At 70.5% G+C, this 19,834-nt stretch carries 22 protein-coding genes and 5 tRNA genes; 20 read left to right on the top strand and 7 right to left on the bottom strand.

What is annotated here, in order from left to right; translation table 11 throughout:
* Positions 1-74: 74 nt before the first annotated feature.
* The 6 genes from B9S58_RS31730 to B9S58_RS31705 all read left to right on the top strand — a co-directional run bounded on the left by B9S58_RS31730 (position 75) and on the right by B9S58_RS31705 (position 1,392).
* A complete protein-coding gene (locus B9S58_RS31730; protein WP_103535365.1) occupies positions 75-794 on the top strand; it encodes an HAD family hydrolase in 720 nt (239 codons plus the stop codon).
* Positions 795-881: 87 nt separating this feature from the next.
* Positions 882-953, top strand: a tRNA-Gln gene (locus tag B9S58_RS31725).
* 38 nt (positions 954-991) lie between these two features.
* Positions 992-1,064 (top strand) — tRNA-Glu (locus B9S58_RS31720).
* 60 nt (positions 1,065-1,124) lie between these two features.
* Positions 1,125-1,197, top strand: a tRNA-Glu gene (locus tag B9S58_RS31715).
* A 12-nt stretch (positions 1,198-1,209) separates the two neighbouring features.
* Positions 1,210-1,281 (top strand) — tRNA-Gln (locus tag B9S58_RS31710).
* Positions 1,282-1,319: 38 nt separating this feature from the next.
* A tRNA-Glu gene (locus B9S58_RS31705) sits at positions 1,320-1,392 on the top strand.
* A 63-nt stretch (positions 1,393-1,455) separates the two neighbouring features.
* On the opposite strand, the gene B9S58_RS31700 is transcribed toward B9S58_RS31705, so the two are convergent.
* Positions 1,456-2,097 (bottom strand): MerR family transcriptional regulator, encoded by a 642-nt coding sequence (locus B9S58_RS31700; RefSeq protein ID WP_103535364.1) that lies wholly within the window; start codon positions 2,095-2,097, stop codon positions 1,456-1,458.
* Between the two features lie 90 nt (positions 2,098-2,187).
* On the opposite strand from B9S58_RS31700, the gene B9S58_RS31695 reads away from it, so the two are divergent.
* The gene (locus B9S58_RS31695) at positions 2,188-2,685 is read left to right on the top strand and encodes a DUF4188 domain-containing protein (protein ID WP_103535363.1); all 498 of its coding nucleotides are present in this window, start codon (positions 2,188-2,190) and stop codon (positions 2,683-2,685) included.
* Positions 2,686-2,782: 97 nt separating this feature from the next.
* Here the strand turns inward: B9S58_RS31695 and ndgR are convergent, their stop codons facing one another.
* Positions 2,783-3,499 (bottom strand): IclR family transcriptional regulator NdgR, encoded by a 717-nt coding sequence (gene ndgR / locus B9S58_RS31690; RefSeq protein ID WP_003966003.1) that lies wholly within the window; start codon positions 3,497-3,499, stop codon positions 2,783-2,785.
* A 174-nt stretch (positions 3,500-3,673) separates the two neighbouring features.
* On the opposite strand from ndgR, the gene leuC reads away from it, so the two are divergent.
* From leuC to B9S58_RS31670, 4 genes are all read left to right on the top strand, one after another.
* On the top strand, positions 3,674-5,101 hold the full coding sequence (gene leuC, locus B9S58_RS31685; protein ID WP_103535362.1) for a 3-isopropylmalate dehydratase large subunit: 1,428 nt from the start codon (positions 3,674-3,676) through the stop codon (positions 5,099-5,101).
* 2 nt (positions 5,102-5,103) lie between these two features.
* Complete coding sequence (leuD, locus tag B9S58_RS31680; protein ID WP_103535361.1) at positions 5,104-5,697, top strand: 3-isopropylmalate dehydratase small subunit; 594 nt, start codon at positions 5,104-5,106, stop codon at positions 5,695-5,697.
* A 104-nt stretch (positions 5,698-5,801) separates the two neighbouring features.
* Positions 5,802-6,029, top strand: a complete 228-nt coding sequence (locus tag B9S58_RS31675) for a hypothetical protein (RefSeq protein WP_069740131.1) — start codon at positions 5,802-5,804, stop codon at positions 6,027-6,029.
* A 142-nt stretch (positions 6,030-6,171) separates the two neighbouring features.
* A complete protein-coding gene (locus B9S58_RS31670; RefSeq protein ID WP_103535360.1) occupies positions 6,172-6,861 on the top strand; it encodes an HU family DNA-binding protein in 690 nt (229 codons plus the stop codon).
* A gap of 146 nt (positions 6,862-7,007) precedes the next feature.
* Here the strand turns inward: B9S58_RS31670 and B9S58_RS31665 are convergent, their stop codons facing one another.
* Together B9S58_RS31665 and cofC are read right to left on the bottom strand one after the other, a co-directional pair.
* Positions 7,008-7,211 carry a hypothetical protein gene (locus tag B9S58_RS31665; RefSeq protein WP_103535359.1) on the bottom strand — a complete coding sequence of 68 codons (204 nt, stop codon included), beginning with the start codon at positions 7,209-7,211 and terminating at the stop codon, positions 7,008-7,010.
* Between the two features lie 10 nt (positions 7,212-7,221).
* Positions 7,222-7,902, bottom strand: coding sequence for a 2-phospho-L-lactate guanylyltransferase (gene cofC, locus B9S58_RS31660; protein WP_103535358.1), 681 nt, complete (start codon positions 7,900-7,902; stop codon positions 7,222-7,224).
* A gap of 150 nt (positions 7,903-8,052) precedes the next feature.
* On the opposite strand from cofC, the gene B9S58_RS31655 reads away from it, so the two are divergent.
* Genes B9S58_RS31655 through B9S58_RS31645 form a run of 3 tightly spaced genes read left to right on the top strand, consistent with a single transcriptional unit; the run spans position 8,053 to position 11,022 of the window.
* Positions 8,053-8,805 carry a 1-acyl-sn-glycerol-3-phosphate acyltransferase gene (locus B9S58_RS31655; RefSeq protein WP_103535357.1) on the top strand — a complete coding sequence of 251 codons (753 nt, stop codon included), beginning with the start codon at positions 8,053-8,055 and terminating at the stop codon, positions 8,803-8,805.
* Positions 8,802-9,812, top strand: a complete 1,011-nt coding sequence (locus B9S58_RS31650) for an NAD(P)H-dependent glycerol-3-phosphate dehydrogenase (RefSeq protein WP_097867896.1) — start codon at positions 8,802-8,804, stop codon at positions 9,810-9,812. Before B9S58_RS31655 ends, B9S58_RS31650 begins: the two co-directional genes overlap by 4 nt.
* Positions 9,813-9,846: 34 nt before the next feature.
* Positions 9,847-11,022 carry a D-alanine--D-alanine ligase family protein gene (locus B9S58_RS31645; RefSeq protein ID WP_103535356.1) on the top strand — a complete coding sequence of 392 codons (1,176 nt, stop codon included), beginning with the start codon at positions 9,847-9,849 and terminating at the stop codon, positions 11,020-11,022.
* Positions 11,023-11,053: 31 nt separating this feature from the next.
* Here B9S58_RS31645 and B9S58_RS31640 read toward each other — a convergent pair whose 3' ends face one another.
* Together B9S58_RS31640 and B9S58_RS31635 are read right to left on the bottom strand one after the other, a co-directional pair.
* A complete protein-coding gene (locus B9S58_RS31640) occupies positions 11,054-11,542 on the bottom strand; it encodes a DUF3515 domain-containing protein (RefSeq protein ID WP_103535355.1) in 489 nt (162 codons plus the stop codon).
* Positions 11,543-11,562: 20 nt separating this feature from the next.
* On the bottom strand, positions 11,563-11,796 hold the full coding sequence (locus B9S58_RS31635; RefSeq protein WP_006127869.1) for an Lrp/AsnC family transcriptional regulator: 234 nt from the start codon (positions 11,794-11,796) through the stop codon (positions 11,563-11,565).
* A gap of 219 nt (positions 11,797-12,015) precedes the next feature.
* Here B9S58_RS31635 and B9S58_RS31630 point away from each other — a divergent pair, with 219 nt between their 5' ends.
* Together B9S58_RS31630 and thiD are read left to right on the top strand one after the other, a co-directional pair.
* The gene (locus tag B9S58_RS31630) at positions 12,016-12,996 is read left to right on the top strand and encodes a thiamine-phosphate kinase (RefSeq protein ID WP_103535354.1); all 981 of its coding nucleotides are present in this window, start codon (positions 12,016-12,018) and stop codon (positions 12,994-12,996) included.
* Between the two features lie 17 nt (positions 12,997-13,013).
* Complete coding sequence (gene thiD, locus B9S58_RS31625; RefSeq protein WP_103535353.1) at positions 13,014-13,823, top strand: bifunctional hydroxymethylpyrimidine kinase/phosphomethylpyrimidine kinase; 810 nt, start codon at positions 13,014-13,016, stop codon at positions 13,821-13,823.
* 74 nt (positions 13,824-13,897) lie between these two features.
* On the opposite strand, the gene rpmB is transcribed toward thiD, so the two are convergent.
* Positions 13,898-14,083, bottom strand: coding sequence for a 50S ribosomal protein L28 (gene rpmB / locus B9S58_RS31620; protein ID WP_003965989.1), 186 nt, complete (start codon positions 14,081-14,083; stop codon positions 13,898-13,900).
* A 419-nt stretch (positions 14,084-14,502) separates the two neighbouring features.
* Between rpmB and B9S58_RS31615 the strand changes: the two genes are divergently transcribed.
* The 4 genes from B9S58_RS31615 (at position 14,503) to coaD (ending at position 19,756) form a co-directional block, all read left to right on the top strand.
* Complete coding sequence (locus B9S58_RS31615) at positions 14,503-16,260, top strand: DAK2 domain-containing protein (RefSeq protein ID WP_103535352.1); 1,758 nt, start codon at positions 14,503-14,505, stop codon at positions 16,258-16,260.
* A 49-nt stretch (positions 16,261-16,309) separates the two neighbouring features.
* A complete protein-coding gene (gene recG / locus B9S58_RS31610; protein ID WP_181009525.1) occupies positions 16,310-18,532 on the top strand; it encodes an ATP-dependent DNA helicase RecG in 2,223 nt (740 codons plus the stop codon).
* Positions 18,533-18,665: 133 nt separating this feature from the next.
* Positions 18,666-19,250 (top strand): 16S rRNA (guanine(966)-N(2))-methyltransferase RsmD, encoded by a 585-nt coding sequence (gene rsmD / locus B9S58_RS31605; RefSeq protein WP_103535350.1) that lies wholly within the window; start codon positions 18,666-18,668, stop codon positions 19,248-19,250.
* Between the two features lie 26 nt (positions 19,251-19,276).
* Positions 19,277-19,756, top strand: a complete 480-nt coding sequence (gene coaD / locus B9S58_RS31600) for a pantetheine-phosphate adenylyltransferase (protein ID WP_181009526.1) — start codon at positions 19,277-19,279, stop codon at positions 19,754-19,756.
* Positions 19,757-19,834: the final 78 nt, after the last annotated feature.

The raw sequence follows: 19,834 nt of genomic DNA, 5'->3' as shown, positions 1-19,834 counted from the left end.
CCGCAGCCGACCGGCTGCGGCCCTCCTCGGCTTTACGCCCCCACGGCCACCGGCATGCGGCTACCGTGAGATCCATGCCGATCCGCGCCGTGCTCTGGGACATCGACGACACGATCTTCGATTACACGGGCGCCGCCCGCACCGGTATGCGCCGGCACCTGGAGAGCGAGGGCCTGCCCGAGGCGTACGCCTCGGTGGACGTGGCCCTCGACGCCTGGGGGGCGCTGAGCGTCCGGCACTGGGCGCGCATGACCGCCGGTGAGACGGACTTCCCCGGGCAGCGGCGGGACCGGGTGCGGGAGTTCCTGGCGCAGGAGCTGGAGGACGCCGAGGCCGAGGCCTGGTTCGGGCGCCACGCCGTTCACTACGAGGCCGCCTGGGCGCTCTTCCCGGACGTGCTGCCCGTGCTCGACCTGCTGGGCCCCGGCTATCGGCACGGGATCCTCTCCAATGCCAACACCCACCACCAGCACCACAAGCTCACCGCGCTCGGCGTCCGGGACCGGTTCGAGTCGATGGTCTGCGCCGTGGAGCTCGGGATCTCCAAGCCGGAGGCCGGCGCCTTCCACGCGGCCTGCGAGGCGCTCGCGCTGGAGCCGCACGAGGTGGCGTACGTGGGCAACGAACCCGACATCGACGCGAGCGCGGCCGTGGCCGCCGGGCTGACGGGGATCTGGCTCGACCGGCGAGGGAGGGGCGGGAGGCCGGATCTCGTGTCGATCACCGGGCTCGACCAGCTGCCCGGCCTGCTGGCGGGTAATACCCGTTTTGGAGCGCCGGACACCTTCGGGTAATGTTCTTTCTGCGCCGCCCGAGCGGGCCGAAAGATCCGGCCGGGAGCGTAGACAGAAGTGAAGCCCCCACCAGGGGTTGCATTTCAGTGGGCTATGGTGTAATTGGCAACACTACGGTTTCTGGTACCGTCATTCTAGGTTCGAGTCCTGGTAGCCCAGCGCAAGACCAAGCAGTACGAGCATGATCAGCAGGACAAGCCCCCGTTGTGTAGCGGCCTAGCACGCTGCCCTCTCACGGCAGTAGCGCCGGTTCGAATCCGGTCGGGGGTACAGATCCTTCCCGCGAGAACATCTGGGTCGCACCCACGTTCTTGATGCAGGATCGCTAGGGCCCCCGTTGTGTAGCGGCCTAGCACGCTGCCCTCTCACGGCAGTAGCGCCGGTTCGAATCCGGTCGGGGGTACTTGTCTCACCATGGGCTATGGTGTAATTGGCAACACTACGGTTTCTGGTACCGTCATTCTAGGTTCGAGTCCTGGTAGCCCAGCGCAAGACCAAGCAGTACGAGCATGATCAGCAGGACAAGCCCCCGTTGTGTAGCGGCCTAGCACGCTGCCCTCTCACGGCAGTAGCGCCGGTTCGAATCCGGTCGGGGGTACAACAGAGCGGTACGGGAAGGCCCTCCACCGAGGTGGAGGGCCTTCCCGTTTCCGCCCCCCCGTCACAGGCCGTACCGTCGGGCCGACTCCTCGCTCTGCGCGAGCCGCCGCAGGGACATCAGCAACGGTTCGTACAGCACCGCCGACGCCACGGCCTTCTCGACCTGCTCGGCCTCGGAGGCGTACGTCTCCATCTCGTCCAGATCGTGCACCGCCGTCTGCTCCATGATCCGGGCCTGCCGGGTCAAGTAGTCGATGTCACACGGATATCCGAGCCGGACCAGTGTGGCCACCGAGGCGACCAAGGACCGGTAGACGGGAGAGAGCTCGCCGAGCTCCAGCGTGGTCGACCAATCCAACTCCGTGAGCAGCAAGGTGACCTGGGCCCGTGCCGTCGCCGTCTCGGGGGCGTCCTCATCAGGGGTGGGACCGTGCGGCAGTGCCCAAAGGGCCGCTCCCAGGCGGATCGTGCGGCCGAGCGACTCGTCATCCACGTGCGCCAGCACCTCGCGGGCCGTCGCCACCGGCAGCCGTCCGACCTGGATCAGGGCGCGCACCAGCCGCAGCCGTCGCAGGTGGCTCTCGTCGTACTCCGCCTGTGTCGCGCTGATCCGCCGACCGTGCGGCAGCAGCCCCTCACGCAGGTAGTACTTGACCGTCGCCGTCGGGACGCCGCTCTGCTCGCTCAGTTCTGCCAGTCGCAATCTCCGCGCCTTCCCTTGCGCCCACTGTTGGGTGGTGCCACTATCCAATCATTGGATAGTGGCACTCTCCAACAGAATCGGGGGTACACCATGTTCGCGAAGCCGATACCGGGCCGGATGACGGCGGGAGCCGAGGGGGACGTCGTCGTCCTGCTGATCGGGATGCGCATCAACCACTTCCGGGGCATCCACCACTGGCTGCCCGTCCTCGCCGCGATGCCGCGCATGCTGCGGGAGTTGACCAAGGACAAGAGCCGAGGGCTGCTCGGCTACACGCTGCTCACGGGCTCGCCGCGGACGTACTACGTCGTCCAGTACTGGGAGTCGAAGGAGAAGCTGTACGCGTACGCCGCCGCTCCCGACATGTTCCACCGCAAGGCCTGGGCGATCGTCAACCGCAAGGAGAAGAAGTCCCGGCAGCACGTGGGGCTCTGGCACGAGAGCTACATCGTGCCCGAGGGCGGCTACGAGTCGATCTACGCCGACATGCCGGCGTACGGGCTGGCCGCGGCGACCGAGGCGCTGCCGGTCCGGGCGCGGGGCCGCAGGGCGGCGGACCGTCTCGCCCACCGGTCGTCCGGCGGTTGAGCGGACGGGTGAGTGAAGGGGGCCGGGAAGAGAAAAGGGCCGCCACGGCGCTGGGGCGGCCTTCCGGAAGATGGAGAGGAGTCGTGCGGGCCGGTCGTCAGCCGGTGCGGCGCAGGGCCTCGCTCAGCCGCGCTGCCGAGTCGATGACGGCCTGGGCGTGCATCCGGCCCGGGTGACGGGTCAGGCGCTCGATCGGCCCGGAGACCGAGACCGCGGCGACCACCCGGTTCGAGGGGCCGCGCACCGGGGCGGAGACCGAGGCGACGCCCGGTTCCCGCTCGCCGATCGACTGGGCCCAGCCCCGTCGCCGTACGCCGGAGAGTGCCGTCGCCGTGAACCTGGCACCCTGGAGGCCCCGGTGCAGGCGCTCCGGCTCCTCCCAGGCCATCAGGATCTGGGCGGAGGAGCCCGCCTTCATCGTGAGCGTGGAGCCGACCGGCACCGTGTCCCGGAGCCCGGACAGCCGTTCCGCCGCTGCCACACAGATGCGCATGTCGCCCTGCCGACGGTAGAGCTGCGCGCTCTCGCCGGTGATGTCGCGCAGGTGGGTGAGCACCGGTCCGGCCGTGGCCAGCAGGCGGTCCTCGCCCGCCGCGGCTGCCAGTTCCGACAGTCGGGGGCCGAGAATGAACCGACCCTGCATGTCCCTCGCCACCATCCGGTGGTGTTCCAGTGCCACGGCCAGTCGATGGGCCGTGGGCCGTGCGAGCCCTGTCGCCGCGACCAGCCCGGCGAGGGTGGCCGGGCCGGACTCCAGGGCGCTCAATACCAGAGCTGCCTTGTCGAGAACGCCGACGCCGCTAGAGTTGTCCATACGACGATACTCCCGTCTCACTCTGTGAAACGCAAGTTCAATTTTCGGCGGAAGTTGCGAACCTGTGGAGGCGGCCGCACAACGGCTCGTAGCCACCGCCCCGCACGGAGGTCCGGACGGAGGCGCACCGAATCTCTAGTTGGGCCGGCGAAGACGCCGGCCGGAGGGACAGCGATGGGTAGGACACTCGCGGAGAAGGTCTGGGACGACCATGTCGTCCGACGCGCGGAGGGCGAGCCCGACCTCCTCTTCATCGATCTGCACCTGCTGCACGAGGTGACCAGCCCGCAGGCCTTCGACGGTCTGCGCCGGGCCGGGCGTCCGGTGCGACGGCTCGACCTCACCATCGCGACCGAGGACCACAACACCCCGACCCTCGACATCGACAAGCCGATCGCGGACCCGGTCTCGCGCGTCCAGCTGGAGACCCTGCGCAAGAACTGCGCGGACTTCGGCGTACGGCTGCACCCGCTGGGCGATGTCGAGCAGGGCGTCGTCCACGTGGTCGGCCCGCAGCTGGGGCTGACCCAGCCGGGCACCACCGTGGTCTGCGGCGACTCCCACACCTCCACGCACGGCGCGTTCGGCGCGCTGGCGTTCGGCATCGGCACCAGCCAGGTGGAGCACGTCCTGGCCACCCAGACGCTGCCGCTGGCCCGCCCGAAGACCATGGCCATCACGGTCGACGGTGAACTGCCCGACGAGGTCACCGCGAAGGACCTGATCCTGGCGATCATCACCCGGATCGGCACCGGCGGTGGCCAGGGCTACATCCTCGAATACCGCGGCTCCGCCATCGAGAAGCTCTCGATGGAGGCCCGGATGACCATCTGCAACATGTCGATCGAGGCGGGCGCCCGCGCGGGCATGATCGCCCCGGACGCCACCACCTTCGACTACCTCAAGGGCCGTGACCACGCCCCCGAGGGCGAGGACTGGGACGCCGCGGTCGCGTACTGGAAGACGCTGCGCTCCGACGACGACGCGGTGTTCGACGCCGAGGTCGTCATCGACGCCACCGAGCTGGCCCCGTTCGTCACCTGGGGCACCAACCCCGGTCAGGGCGCGCCCCTGTCGGCCAACGTCCCCGACCCTGCTTCGTACGAGGACGCCTCGGAGCGCTTCGCCGCCGAAAAGGCCCTGGAGTACATGGGGTTGACCGCCGGGCAGCCGCTGCGTGACATCAACGTCGACACCGTCTTCGTAGGTTCGTGCACCAACGGCCGCATCGAGGACCTGCGCAACGCGGCCTCGATCCTGGACGGCCGCAGAATCGCGGAAGGCGTACGGATGCTGGTCGTCCCCGGCTCCGTCCGGGTCGCCCTCCAGGCGGTCTCCGAGGGCCTGGACAAGGTCTTCACCGGGGCCGGCGCCGAATGGCGGCACGCGGGCTGCTCGATGTGCCTCGGTATGAACCCCGACCAGCTGGCCCCCGGCGAGCGCTCCGCCTCCACCTCGAACCGCAACTTCGAGGGCCGGCAGGGCAAGGGCGGCCGCACCCACCTGGTCTCGCCTCAGGTCGCCGCCGCCACCGCCGTGCTGGGCCATCTGGCCTCGCCCGCCGACCTGTCCGACGCCCGTACCCCCGCCGGAGTCCGATAGCCATGGAAGCATTCACCACCCACACCGGCCGGGCCGTCCCGCTGCGCCGCAGCAACGTCGACACCGACCAGATCATCCCCGCCCACTGGCTGAAGAAGGTCACCCGCGACGGGTTCGAGGACGGCCTCTTCGAAGCCTGGCGCAAGGACGAGAACTTCGTCCTCAACCGCCCCGAGCGCCAGGGCGCCTCGGTCCTGGTCGCCGGTCCCGACTTCGGTACGGGCTCTTCCCGCGAACACGCGGTCTGGGCCCTGCAGAACTTCGGTTTCAAGGCCGTCGTCTCCTCCCGCTTCGCCGACATCTTCCGGGGTAACTCGCTGAAGAACGGCCTGCTCACGGTGGTCCTGGAGCAGCAGGTCGTCGACGCCCTCTGGGAGCTCACCGAGGCCGACCCGACCGCCGAGGTGACCGTAGACCTGGAGGCGCGCCAGGTCCGCGCCGAGGGCATCATCGCCGACTTCGAACTCGACGAGAACGCCCGCTGGCGCCTGCTGAACGGCCTCGACGACATCAGCCTCACCCTTCAGAACGAAGCGGACATCGCCGCGTACGAGGCGGCGAGGCCGGCCTTCAAGCCGCGTACCATTGCCGCCTGAGCAGCACTTTCCCAGGACTGCGCCCCCTGCCTCCCGGCAGGGGGCGCAGTCGCTTGTTGAGACCCCGTCGGGCGACAACTCGCCCCAGATGGCACAATCGGTGCATGGAACGCGACAGCCAACTCAAGCTCTATGGCCAAGTCGCCGACCAATTGAAGGAAGCGCACGCGAAGGTGCGTGCACTGCAAGTCCCGGAGGGCGTACGGATGGCGCTGACCCGGAAGCTGCTGGTCGTCACGGCCGCGGCGAAGCACGATCTCCCGGACGCGGCAAGGCGTCTGGACCGGATGATGAAGGACCTCGATGAGGGCCGATTCCCCGAAGGTGACTGACACGTGGAACTGCGCATCGGTCGACTTCGTTGCGGCACTAGGGTGATTAGCCCGTTTCGTGTTTGATTTGCGGTATATATCTGCCTAACGTGCGAAAAAGCTTGAACACTTTCGTTCTGGCAATGTCTCCGAAGGGGAAGACGTGAACAAGGCGCAGCTCGTAGAAGCGATTGCCGACAAGGTCGGCGGCCGTCAGCAGGCCGCAGACGCTGTCGACGCGGTACTCGACGCGATCGTCCGTGCCGTTGTCGCCGGGGACCGTGTCTCGGTCACCGGCTTCGGCTCGTTCGAGAAGGTCGACCGCCCCGCCCGGTACGCCCGCAACCCGCAGACGGGTGAGCGCGTCCGGGTCAAGAAGACCTCGGTGCCCCGCTTCCGCGCGGGCCAGGGCTTCAAGGACCTGGTGAGCGGCTCGAAGAAGCTCCCCAAGAACGACGTGGCCGTCAAGAAGGCCCCCAAGGGCAGCCTCTCGGGCGGATCTTCCGCCGCCCGTACGACGGTGAAGGCCGCGGCCGCCAAGAAGTCGGCCGCCAAGAAGGCCACCGCGAAGAAGACCACCGCCAAGAAGACCACCGCCAAGAAGGCGACTCCGGCGAAGAAGACCACCGCCGCAGCCAAGAAGGTCACCGCGAAGAAGACCACCGCGACGGCCAAGAAGGCCTCCGCGGCCGCGAAGAAGGCGACCCCGGCGAAGAAGGCCGCGACGACCGCCAAGAAGGCCTCTCCCAGCAAGACCGCGCCCGCCAAGAAGACCACGGCGAAGAAGGCGCCCGCGAAGAAGACCACGGCACGCACCACCACGGCCAAGAAGGCCACCGCACGCAAGAAGTGAGACCGGGCACCCGCTCGCTCCTCACAACGCGCCGGGCCGGGCTCCCCTCCGGGGGAGCCCGGCCCGCGGGCTGTCCGGGCCCCGTTCGGCCCAGCGAACACGTACCGGAACATCGGGAGTCGCGTCAGGCCATCGACGAAGGCGGGTCAGAACGTCTGCAGCGTCACCAGCGTGATCCGCAGGGCCGCCCCCGTGCCCTCACCCTCGATCCGCACCCGCTGCCCCGGACGCAGCAGCAGCAGGCCGCCCGCGTCGAAGGCCGGGGCGTCGAACTCCACCGGGGTGCCGTCGTCCAGCAGCACGCTGCCGCACCGGGTCTCGGGGTCGTACGTGTACGAGGTCGCCTGCATGGGCGGCAGCCTATCGGTCGGGCACCGGGGCGGGCACGGCCGCGATCCGCGCCGTGTGCGGCCCCACCCCCAGGGCCAGCGCGACCCGCAGATCCTCGGCCGTATCCACGTCCCGGCGCACCGAGTCGACACCGGACAGCGCTATTTCCACCGCCCCCGATGCCAGGTGACGCGACCCGGACGGGCCACCGAAAGACGGACGGAATTCCGCACCGCTCACCGCGGCCAGAAATGTCGTCCCGATTCCCGTCGCGTCCCGGAGAAATGCGCTGGGAAAACCGGAAGCAAAATCGAGCACCCGCGCCAATTCGCCGGTGCGCAGCGCGGGCAGATCCGCGTTGAGCGCGGCCACGGCGGCGGGCCGCACCGCCCGCACGGAGCGGGCGCCGTGTGCGAGCGCCGCGTTGAGACCGGCCCCGGGGGCGTCCGGCACGATCCGCGCCCCGAGCGCGGAAAGAGCCGCCGCGGCCACGGCGTCGTCCGTGACGACCACCACATCCCGCACCCGGGCACAGGCCAGCGCCGCGGCCACCGTGTCCTGGGCGAACGCCAGGGCCAGTCGGGGCCGCGCAGCCTCGCCGGCCGCCTGCCCCAGGCGGCTCTTGGCCCGTGCGAGCGGCTTCAGCGGAACGACCAGGGACCAGGGCCCGGCCGGATCGGTGTTCGTGGCGATCTCCCCCTCCGTACGTATCAGCGCTTATTCTCGCCTGCCGGTACGACAACCCGGGGGACCGCTACGCAACGTGAGGCGTACGGTGTTCTCGACAGAGCAGGGTCCTGGGGCGAGACTTGACCGCCGGTAGCCAGGCCGCAGGTCGAAGTCCTTAAGGAAGGTGTCCGAGTGTCCCGCCGCAGAATCGGCTTTTGGTACCGCCTGGCGGCGGTCATCGCCAAACCGCCATTGGTGGTTCTGTTCAAGCGCGACTGGCGGGGGACGGAACACATTCCGGCCGACGGTGGATTCATCACCGCTGTCAACCACAACTCCTATCTGGATCCGCTCTCCTACGGCCACTTCCAGTACAACACCGGGCGGGTGCCGCGATTCCTGGCGAAGGCCGGGCTCTTCCGCACCCCGTTCATCGGGATGATGCTGCGCGGCACCGGACAGATCCCCGTCTACCGCGAGACCACCAACGCCCTGGACGCCTTCCGGGCCGCCGTGGAGGCCATCGAGCGCGGCGAGTGCGTCGCCTTCTATCCCGAGGGCACCCTCACCCGGGACCCCGACATGTGGCCGATGGCCGGCAAGACCGGGGCCGCCCGGGTCGCCCTGATGACCAAGGTGCCCGTCATCCCCGTCGCCCAGTGGGGCGCCAACCTCGCGATGCCGCCCTACGCCAAGGAGAACAAGTTCCGGCTTTTCCCCCGAAAGACGCTCCGGGCACAGGCCGGACCGCCCGTCGACCTCAGCCGCTTCTACGGTCTGGAGCCGACCCCCGAGGTGCTGCGCGAGGCGACCGAGGTCATCATGGCGGCGGTCACCCGCGAGCTGGAGGACCTGCGCGGCGAGAAAGCGCCCGCCGAACTCTACGATCACCGTAAAGCCCGTGCTGAACAGCGGCGCAGGGCCCAGGGAAAGGGACCCACGTGACGCACCCCGTAAAAGCGGCCGTCTTCGGAACCGGCTCATGGGGTACGGCCTTCGCCGTGATCCTCGCCGACGCGGGCTGCGAGGTCACCCTGTGGGGCCGCCGTGCCGAGGTCGCCGAGACCATCAACACCACCCGCACCAACCCGGACTACCTCCCGGGCATCGCGCTCCCCGACTCCATCCGCGCCACCACCGACGCCGCCGAGGCCCTGCGCGGCGCGGAGTTCGCCTTCCTCGTCGTGCCCTCACAGACGCTGCGTGCCAACCTCGCCGACTGGGCTCCGCACCTGGAGCCGGACACCGTCCTGGTCTCCCTCATGAAGGGCGTCGAGCTGGGCACCGCCGAGCTGATGAGCGAGGTGATCGCGGACGTCACCAAGGTCTCCGCCGACCGCATCGCCGTCGTCTCCGGACCCAACCTGGCCAAGGAGATCGCCGAGCGCCGCCCCGCCGCGGCCGTCGTCGCCTGCGCCGACGAGTCCGTCGCCCAGCGCCTGCAGGCCGCCTGCCACACCTCGTACTTCCGGCCGTACACCAACACCGACGTGGTCGGCTGCGAGCTCGGCGGCGCCGTGAAGAACGTCATCGGCCTCGCCGTCGGCATCGCGGACGGCATGGGCCTCGGCGACAACACCAAGGGCTCCCTCATCACCCGGGGCCTCGCCGAGACCACCCGTCTGGGTCTGGCCATGGGCGCGGACCCGTTGACGTTCTCCGGACTCGCGGGCCTGGGCGACCTGGTGGCGACCTGCTCCTCGCCGCTCTCGCGCAACCACACCTTCGGCACCAACCTCGGCCGCGGCATGACGCTCCAGGAGACGATCGCCGTCACCAAGCAGACCGCCGAGGGCGTCAAGTCCTGCGAATCGGTCCTCGACCTGGCGCGCAGGCACGGCGTCGACATGCCCATCACCGAGACCGTCGTCTCCATCGTCCACGAGGGCAAGTCACCGGTCGTCGCGGTCAAGGAGCTGATGTCGCGGAGCGCCAAGGCCGAGCGACGCTGACGTCTCCCTTACCAGCAGGTACGCTCATCGCGATATGAGCAGCGAGAACCTCCCCCAGAGCCCTGAGCGCCGCGAGAGCCCTGAGCAGCAGCGTCGCAAGCCCCGTGTGGCTGTCGTGTTCGGCGGCCGCAGCTCCGAACACGGCATCTCGGTCGTCACGGCCGGCGCCGTCATGAAGGCCATCGACCGGACCGCGTACGACGTCCTGCCGATCGGCATCACGACGGACGGCCGCTGGGCGCTCACCGCGGACGAGCCCGAACGCATGGCCATCACCGACCGCAAGGTCCCCGAGGTGGACGCCCTCGCCGAGTCCGCCGAGGGCAGCGTCACGCTCTCCGTGGACCCCGGCAGCCGCGAGGTCCTCTACAGCGAACCCGGCTCGGTGCCCAAGGCGCTGGGCGAGGTCGATGTCGTCTTCCCCGTACTGCACGGCCCGTACGGGGAAGACGGCACCCTCCAGGGACTCCTCGAACTCTCCGGTGTGCCCTACGTCGGCGCGGGTGTCCTGGCCTCCGCCGTCGGCCAGGACAAGGAGTACATGAAGCGGGTCTTCACCTCCTTCGGGTTGCCGGTCGGACCGTACGAGGTCGTCCGCCCCCGCGAGTGGGACAACGACCCCGCCGCCGCCCGCAAGCGGATCGTGGACTTCGCCGGCGAGCACGGCTGGCCGCTGTTCATCAAGCCCGCCCGCGGCGGCTCCTCGATGGGCATCACCAAGGTCGACGGCATCGAAGGGCTCGACGCGGCGATCGAGGAGGCCCGCCGCCACGACCCGAAGTTCCTCGTAGAGTCGCTGCTGCGCGGCCGGGAGATCGAGTGCGGGGTGCTGGAGTTCGAGGACGGCCCGCGCGCCAGCGTGCCCGCCGAGATCCCGCCGGTCACCGCGCACGACTTCTACGACTTCGAGGCCAAGTACATCGACTCGGCCGCAGGTCTGGTGCCCGCACCGCTCACCGCGGAGCAGACCGCCGAGGTGCAGCGGCTCGCCGTCGCCGCCTTCGACGCCGTCTCCTGCGAGGGCCTGGTGCGCGCCGACTTCTTCCTCACCGAGGACGGCGGCTTCGTCATCAACGAGATCAACACCCTGCCGGGCTTCACCCCGATCTCCATGTACCCGCGCATGTGGCAGGAGAGCGGCGTCGACTACCCGGAGCTGGTCGACCGGCTGATCCAGGCTGCGCTGAACCGCCCCACCGGACTGCGCTGACGGAAAAGCTCCGGCAGGTCCCGCGACCGAGTCAGAACCGGCTCGGGACCGTCTTCGAGACCGGACCGGCGAACGAGGCCAGCGGCGTGATGTCGTGGGCGTACGCCGAGGAGAGCGTGACCTCGACGTACGCCTTGCGGTACGTGGTGGTGAACCGCGGACCGGAGTCCTCGTGCTCCTCCAGCATCCACTGCACACCGTCCGCCTCGACACCCTGCGACTGGGGGTCGTCCATCTTCGCGGGCCGGGGGACCCCGCAGCGCAGTACGATCGCCCCGTCCCCCCAGCCGGCGGTCAGCTCCGAATCCGGTGAGGGGTCGCTGCGTTCCAGTTCGAGGACGGCCTTCGGCAGTTCCTCGTGCAGGGCCGCGCAGTACGCGGCGGCCTCCGAGGACGGCGCGGGAACCGTGATCGAGGGCTGTGCGTCGCTGAGGGAACAGCCCGCCGCGGCCAGCACGAGCACGGCAGCGGACGGACCGAGGAATATCGAGCGGGGGGAACGGCGGGCGGATGACGTCACCGACCCAGCCTAGACGGGGGTCAGAGGTGGACGACCGGGCAGGTCAGGGTCCGAGTGATGCCGTCCACCTGCTGCACCTTGGCGACCACCATGCGGCCGAGTTCATCGACCGTGTCTGCCTGGGCCCGCACGATCACGTCGTACGGACCGGTGACGTCCTCTGCCTGGATGACTCCCGGAATCTTGGAAATGGTCTCGGCGACGATCGACGCCTTGCCCACCTCGGTCTGGATGAGGATGTACGCCTGTACCACGGAACCTCCAGGGCGGCCACGAGGATCATGTGGGGGAAAGGGACGCCACGTTATCGCGTTGCCGCGGGCCACGGGGAGACCTATGGGCCGGATGACGTCCACAGCGTGGCGTGCAGAGCGCAGAAGTTGACGTATCTCTTGACGGTACCGACAGCACAGACGGCTCGCGACCGGGGGCCCGGACGGGTGTCCGGGGCGATAAAGGAGAGGTGAGACTCGGTGAAGGGAACCGTGGGCGAGTTGGGGGAGTTCGGGCTCATCAGAGAGCTCACGTCCCGGCTCACCACCACTCCGGCGGTACGGCTGGGACCCGGCGACGACGCCGCGGTCGTGGCAGCCCCCGACCGCAGGGTCGTGGCCAGTACGGACATCCTGCTGGAAGGACGGCATTTCCGCCGCGACTGGTCGACGGCGTACGACGTCGGCCGCAAGGCCGCCGCCCAGAACCTCGCCGACATCGCGGCGATGGGCGCCGTGCCCACCGCACTGCTCCTCGGCCTCGTCGTCCCCGCCGACCTCCCCGTCACCTGGGCCGCCGAGCTGATGGACGGGCTGCGTGACGAGTGCCAGGTGGCGGGCGCGGCCGTGGTCGGCGGTGATGTGGTCGGCGGCGACACGATCACCGTCGCGATCACCGCGCTCGGTGATCTGCGCAACCACGAGCCGGTCACCCGGGGCGGTGCCCGCCCCGGTGACGTCGTCGCGGTCACCGGCTGGCTCGGCTGGTCCGCCGCCGGATTCGCCGTGCTCTCCCGCGGCTTCCGCTCGCCCCGCGCCTTCGTCGAGGCCCACCGCCGCCCCGAACCCCCGTACCACGCGGGTCCCGCGGCCGCCGGACTCGGCGCCACCGCGATGACCGACGTCAGCGACGGCCTCGTCGCGGATCTCGGGCACATCGCGGAGTCCAGCAAGGTCCGCATCGACCTGCGCTCCGGCCTCATCGACATCCCCTCGCAGATGTCCGACATCGGCCAGGCCGTCGGCGTCGACCCGCTCCAGTGGGTGCTGACCGGGGGAGAGGACCACGCGATCGTGGCGACCTTCCCATCGGACGTGAAACTGCCCGCCCGCTGGAAGGTGATCGGAGAGGTCCTCAACCCCTCCGCCCTGCCCCAGGTCACCGTCGACGGCGCGCCCTGGACAAGCAAGGGCGGCTGGGACCACTTCGGCTCCATCGAGGACACCCAGCCGCGCGCGTGAGCGTTAGATTGCTGCGTATGCCCATACGTACCGCTGTCCCGCCCCGTGTGCTCACCGTCGCCGGATCCGACTCCGGCGGCGGTGCGGGGATCCAGGCCGACCTGAAGACGATGCTCGCTCTCGGCGTGCACGGCATGAGCGTGCTCACCGCCGTCACCGCACAGAACTCCCTCGGCGTCCAGGGCGCGTGGGAGCTTCCGGTGGACGCCGTACGCGCCCAGTACCGCAGCGTCGTCGACGACATCGGCGTCCAGGCCGTGAAGACCGGGATGCTCGCCTCGGCCGCCCTCGTGGAGACCGTCGCCGAACTCCTCACCGGAACCGACGCCCCCGTCGTCGTCGACCCCGTCGGCGTCTCCAAGCACGGCGACGCGCTGCTCGCCGCCGAGGCCCTCGATTCCGTACGGACGAAGCTGCTGCCCGTCGCCACCGTCGCCACCCCGAACCTCGACGAAGTGGCCCAGCTCACCGGCGTCCGGGTCACCGACGAGAGCGGCATGCGCCGGGCCGCCGAGGAGATCCTCGCCTTCGGGCCGCGCTGGGTCGTGATCAAGGGCGGCCACCTGCCCGGTGAGGCGGTGGACCTGCTCACCGACGGGAGCGCGGAACACTGGCTGCGCGCCCCCCGGCACGACAACCGCCACACCCACGGCACCGGCTGCACCCTGGCCTCCGCCATCGCCTCCGGGCTCGCGCTCGGGAGGGACGTGCCCACGGCGGTGCGCGACGCGAAGACGTACGTCACCGGCGCCATCGAGGCCGGCTTCCCGCTCGGCGGCGGCATCGGCCCGGTCGACCACGGCTGGCTGACCCGGGCAGCCGTCTGAGCACGGCAAAAAGCCGGTCCACCGAGGTGGACCGGCTTCTTGGGCAACCGGAAGGCTGCGCTACGACGGGGACGTCAGCGCGCGACCTTGCCGGCCTTGATGCACGAGGTGCAGACGTTGAGCCGCTTCGGCGTCCGACCGACCACGGCACGCACGCGCTGGATGTTGGGATTCCAGCGACGGGACGTACGGCGGTGCGAGTGCGAAATGCTGTTGCCGAAGCTCGGCCCCTTGCCGCAAACGTCGCAGTTGGCAGCCACGGGTCACTCCAAAGACTTCAGATGCACTTACAGTGAATTCCGGCGCGCCGGATTCATTTGACTGAAGTGGCGGTACCGGAGGAATGGGCCCGACTCTCATCGGGCAACCGGAGCAGCATACAACGCCTGCTTCGGAGATACGAAACTACCACGGGTTGGCCGCCCGCCCTCCCGCCCCCTGTCCGGGCCGGGACCCCGGCAACCGGGCCAACGGCCTCCCCCGCGACAGGGAGCGGGCTCCCGACGCCCTGGGACTCCACTTGCGGCGTTGTCGTCGGTCAACGACGCTCCGCGTCGCTTCCCTCCTCCGCCTTGCAATCGAAGCCCCATGACGCCGCTCGCTGATCCACTCCCTATCGTGGGGGAGGCCGTACCCTGCGGTGCAGCCCGTTGCCACGGCCGATCGAGGAGGACCATCGGTGCCGCAGCTCCCCGACGATCTGGACGCCGTCGCGGTGCGCACGTGGTGCTCACTGGCCCTGGAGGCGCTGGGCCGGGAGCGCGCGGAGATCGACGCGATCAACGTCTACCCCATCGCCGACGGGGACACCGGCACCAACCTCTACCTGACCGTCGAGTCCGCCGCGGCGGCCGTCGAGGCGGTGTTCGCCGCGCACGAGACCGCCGCCACCGCGCCCGCCACCGCCGACGCCGTACGCGCCATGGCGCACGGCGCCCTGATCGGCGCCCGCGGCAACTCCGGCACGATCCTGGCCCAGCTGCTGCGCGGCATGGCCGGGGTACTCGCCGACGGCGGCGACGCGGCCCATCTGCGCCTCGCCCTCACGAGCGCCGCCGACGCCGCCCGGCAGGCCGTCGCCCACCCCGTCGAGGGCACCGTGCTCACCGTCGCCGCCGAGGCCGCCGAGGCCGCCCGGGGGGAGGACCCCGATCTGCGGGCCGTCGTGAACGCCGCGTACGAGGGGGCCCTCGCGGCCCTCGCCAGTACCCCGGAGCAGCTCGCCGTCCTCGGCCGGGCGGGCGTGGTCGACGCCGGGGGCCGGGGACTGGTGGCGGTCCTGGGCGCGCTGGTGGAGACCGTGACCGGGCAGGCTCCGGTACGGGGTCCCCGCACCGGCCCCGGAAAGGCGCCCGCGCCCGTGGACGGCGGATCGGTGGTGGGACCGCCGGTGGGCGGCACGCCGGTCGAGGGCGGTCCGGAGGGAGGCTTCCCGGCGGGCGGCGTCGACGTGGGAGGTGTTCCGGTGGGCGGCGGGCCCGCCGCCCAGGGCCCGCTCGACTGCCCCGAGGACGGCGGCGCCGGGCCCTCGTTCGAGGTGATCTACCTCCTGGAGGCCCGCGACGAGCAGGTGGCCCGGCTGCGCACCCGGCTCGACGCCCTCGGCGACTCCCTGGTCGTGGTCGGCGGCGACGGGCTCTGGCACGTCCACGTGCACGTCGACGACGCCGGGGCCGCCGTGGAGGCGGGCGTCGAGGCCGGGCGGCCGTACCGGATCCGGATCACCCACTTCGCCACCGAGAGCGGCCACGACCGCCGCGTCCAGGCCGAACCCGCCCAGCGCGCCGTCGTCGTCGTGGTCCCCGGCGACGGACTGGCCGGGCTCTGCACCGAGGCCGGCGCCACCACCGTGATCGCCCGCCCCGGCGAACCGCCCGCCAGCGGCGAACTGGTCGACGCCATCCGCCGCGCCCACGCCCGCGAGGTGGTGCTGCTGCCCAACGACGCCGCCCTGCGCCACACCGCGGCCGCCGCCGCCGAACAGGCCAGGACCGAGGGGGTCCGGGTCGCCCTCGTCCCCACCCGGGCCGCCGTCCAGGGCATCGCGGCCCTCGCCGTCCACGAGCCCGACCGGGGCTTCGACGAGGACGTGGTCGCCATGACCGCCGCCGCCGGCGCCACCCGCTACGCCGAACTGGCCGTCGCGGAACGCCAGTCCTGGACCATGGCCGGGATCTGCCAGGCCGGGGACATCCTCGGCCTGATCGACGGCGATGTGGCCGTGATCGGCGCCGACGTCCCGGCCACCGCGCGCACCGTGCTCGACCGGATGCTGGCCGCCGGCGGCGAACTGGTCACCCTCGTCCTCGGCGAGGACGTCCCCGACTCGCTGGCCGACGAGCTGGAGGCGCACGTGCGCGAGGGGCACCTCGCCGTGGACACCGTGGTCTACCGGGGCGGGCACCAGCGTGCACCCCTGCTGATCGGCGTCGAGTAACCGCGTCGCGGCCGCGCCCGGCGGACAGCTGTCAGTGTCGTGGTGTGCAATGGATCGCGTGTCCTCGTTCGATGAACCTCTCAAGAAGCTGCTCGGCGGAGCCACCGCGAAGGTGATGGCCGAACACCTCGACCTGCACACGGTCGGTGATCTGCTGCATCACTACCCGCGGCGGTACGAGGAGCGCGGCAAGCTGACCGCGCTGGCCGACCTCCCGCTGGACGAGCACGTCACGGTCGTCGCCCAGGTCGCCGATGCCCGGATCCTGATGTTCAACAACGGCCGGGGCAAGCGCCTTGAGGTCACCCTGACCGACGGCCGAGGCCGCCTCCAGCTCGTCTTCTTCGGCCACGGCGTCCACAAACCGCACAAGGAGCTGCTCCCGGGCCGCCAGGCGATGTTCGCGGGCAAGGTCTCCGTCTTCAACCGCAAGATGCAGCTGGCCCACCCCACGTACCAACTGCTCGACGCCTCCGACGCCGACGAGGCCACCGAGGCCGTGGACGCCTTCGCCGGACGGCTGCTGCCGATCTACCCCGCCTGCAAGCAGCTCGACTCCTGGCGGATCGCCAAGGCCGTCGACGCCGTCCTGCCCAGCGCGCGGGACGGCGTCGACCCGCTGCCCGCCTCCCTGCGCGAGGGCCGGGGCTTCACCCCGCTGCCCGAGGCCCTGCTGAAGGTGCACCGCCCGCAGACGAAGGCGGACGTCGAGGACGCCAGGGCCCGGCTCAAGTGGGACGAGGCGTTCGTCCTCCAGGTCGCCCTGGCCCGTCGCCGGTACGCCGACGCCCAGCTCCCCGCCGTCGCCCGTCGCCCCGTCGCGGACGGCCTGCTGGACGCCTTCGACGCCAAACTGCCCTTCACCCTCACCGAGGGCCAGGAGAAGGTCAGCAGGGAGATCTTCGACGACCTGGCCACCGAGCACCCCATGCACCGCCTCCTCCAGGGAGAGGTCGGGTCGGGCAAGACAATGGTGGCGCTGCGCGCCATGCTCACCGTGGTCGACGCGGGCGGCCAGGCCGCGATGCTCGCCCCCACCGAGGTTCTCGCCCAGCAGCACCACCGTTCCATCACCGAGATGATGGGCGAGCTGGCCGAGGGCGGCATGCTCGGGGGTTCGGACCGGGGCACCAAGGTCGTCCTGCTCACCGGCTCCATGGGGGTGGCGGCCCGCCGCCAGGCCCTGCTCGACCTGGTCGCCGGCGAGGCAGGCATCGTCATCGGCACCCACGCCCTCATCGAGGACAAGGTGCGGTTCCACGACCTGGGCCTGGTCGTCGTGGACGAGCAGCACCGCTTCGGCGTGGAACAGCGCGACGCGCTGCGCTCGAAGGGCAGGCAACCGCCCCACCTCCTCGTCATGACCGCCACCCCCATCCCCCGTACGGTCGCGATGACGGTCTTCGGCGACCTGGAGACCTCCGTCCTGGACCAGCTCCCGGCCGGCCGCTCCCCGATCGCCAGCCATGTCGTCCCCGCCAAGGACAAACCGCACTTCCTCGCCCGCGCCTGGGAGCGCGTCCGCGAGGAAGTGGAAAGCGGCCACCAGGCGTACGTGGTCTGCCCCCGCATCGGCGACGACGCGGAGGAGACGGAGGGGAAAGGCACGAAGAAGGGGAAGGCCGGGAAAGCGGCGTCCGAGGAGGACGGGGACAAGCGTCCGCCGCTGGCCGTCCTGGAGATCGCCGACGAGCTGCGCGAGGGCGCGCTGGCCGGAACGAGCGTCGAGGTGCTGCACGGGCGGATGCACCCCGACGAGAAGGACGACGTCATGCGCCGGTTCGCCGCCGGGGACGTGGACGTCCTGGTCGCCACCACCGTCATCGAGGTCGGGGTCAACGTCCCCAACGCCACCGCCATGGTGATCATGGACGCCGACCGCTTCGGCGTCTCCCAGCTCCACCAGCTGCGCGGCCGCGTCGGCCGTGGCTCCGCCCCCGGGCTCTGCCTGCTGGTCAGCGAGGCCCACGAGGCGAGCCCCGCCCGCGCCCGGCTCTCCGCCGTCGCCGCCACCCTCGACGGCTTCGAGCTCTCCCGCATCGACCTCGATCAGCGCCGCGAGGGCGATGTGCTCGGCCAGGCCCAGTCCGGGGTGCGCTCCTCGCTGCGGATGCTCACCGTCATCGACGACGAGGAAGTGATCGTCGCCGCCCGCGAGGAGGCCGTCGCGGTCGTCTCCGCCGACCCGGAGCTGGAGCACCTGCCCGAGCTGCGCACGGTGCTGGCCGCACTCCTGGACAAGGACCGGGAGGAGTATCTCGACAAGGGGTGAGAGCGCAGAGGCGTCCAGGGGGTGTCCGCCGGCCGCACGCCATATCGTGGACGCACGGCACGCGCACAGCGCGCGTACCGACCGCCGACGGCCCCGTGCGCCGTACGTCCACGACCCCGAGGACCCCACACCCATGACCCGCGTGATCGCCGGCTCGGCCGGCGGACGCCGCCTGGCCGTCCCGCCCGGCACCGGCACCCGCCCCACCTCCGACCGTGCGCGTGAGGGCCTCTTCTCCACCTGGGAAGCGCTGCTCGGCACTCTGGAAGGGACCAGGGTCGCCGATCTGTACGCCGGATCCGGCGCAGTCGGCCTCGAAGCGCTCTCCCGCGGCGCGGTCCACGCCCTGCTCGTCGAGGCCGACCCGAAGGCGGTCCGCACCGTCCGCGACAACGTCCGCACCCTCGGCCTCCCCGGCGCCGAAGTCCGAACCGGCAAAGCCGAGCAGATCGTGACAGGACCGGCGCCCTCGGATCCGTACGACATCGTCTTCCTGGACCCGCCGTACGCGGTCACCGACGACGATCTTCGCGAGATCCTGCTCACACTCCGTGCTCAGGGGTGGCTCTCGGCCGATGCGCTCGTCACGGTGGAACGCAGCACCCGGGGCGGAGAATTCGGCTGGCCCGCCGGATTCGAGCCACTGCGGGCCCGTCGCTACGGCGAGGGAACGCTTTGGTACGGTCGCGCCGCCGCTACGTGCGAAGACGCACGATGACCGGACCGGAGAGCGAGGGAATCACAGTGCGCCGCGCCGTCTGTCCGGGGTCGTTCGACCCCATCACCAACGGACATCTCGACATCATTGGCCGAGCCTCGAAGCTGTACGACGTGGTGCACGTGGCGGTGATGATCAACCAGTCCAAGAAGGGGCTGTTCACCGTGGACGAGCGGATCGAGCTGATCCGCGAGGTCACCGCCGACTTCGGCAACGTCGAGGTGGAGTCCTTCCACGGACTGCTGGTCGACTTCTGCAAGCAGCGGGAGATCCCGGCGATCGTGAAGGGCCTGCGGGCCGTCAGCGACTTCGACTACGAGCTGCAGATGGCCCAGATGAACAACGGCCTCTCGGGTGTCGAGACGCTCTTCGTGCCGACCAACCCGACGTACAGCTTCCTGTCGTCCTCGCTGGTCAAGGAGGTGGCGACCTGGGGCGGCGACGTCTCCCACCTGCTGCCGCCGACCGTCCACGCGGTACTCGTGGAGCGCCTCGGTCAACGCTGAGGCGCTGACGGGCCGTCACCAGGTGTCGAGCGGCGGCCGACTGGCCTTACAGTCGTCCCGTCCGTCTCCAACAGAGCA

It is taken from the genome of Streptomyces sp. SM11 (genome assembly GCF_002910905.1).
Classification (GTDB): domain Bacteria; phylum Actinomycetota; class Actinomycetes; order Streptomycetales; family Streptomycetaceae; genus Streptomyces.
This window is presented reverse-complemented; position numbering and strand designations above follow the sequence as displayed.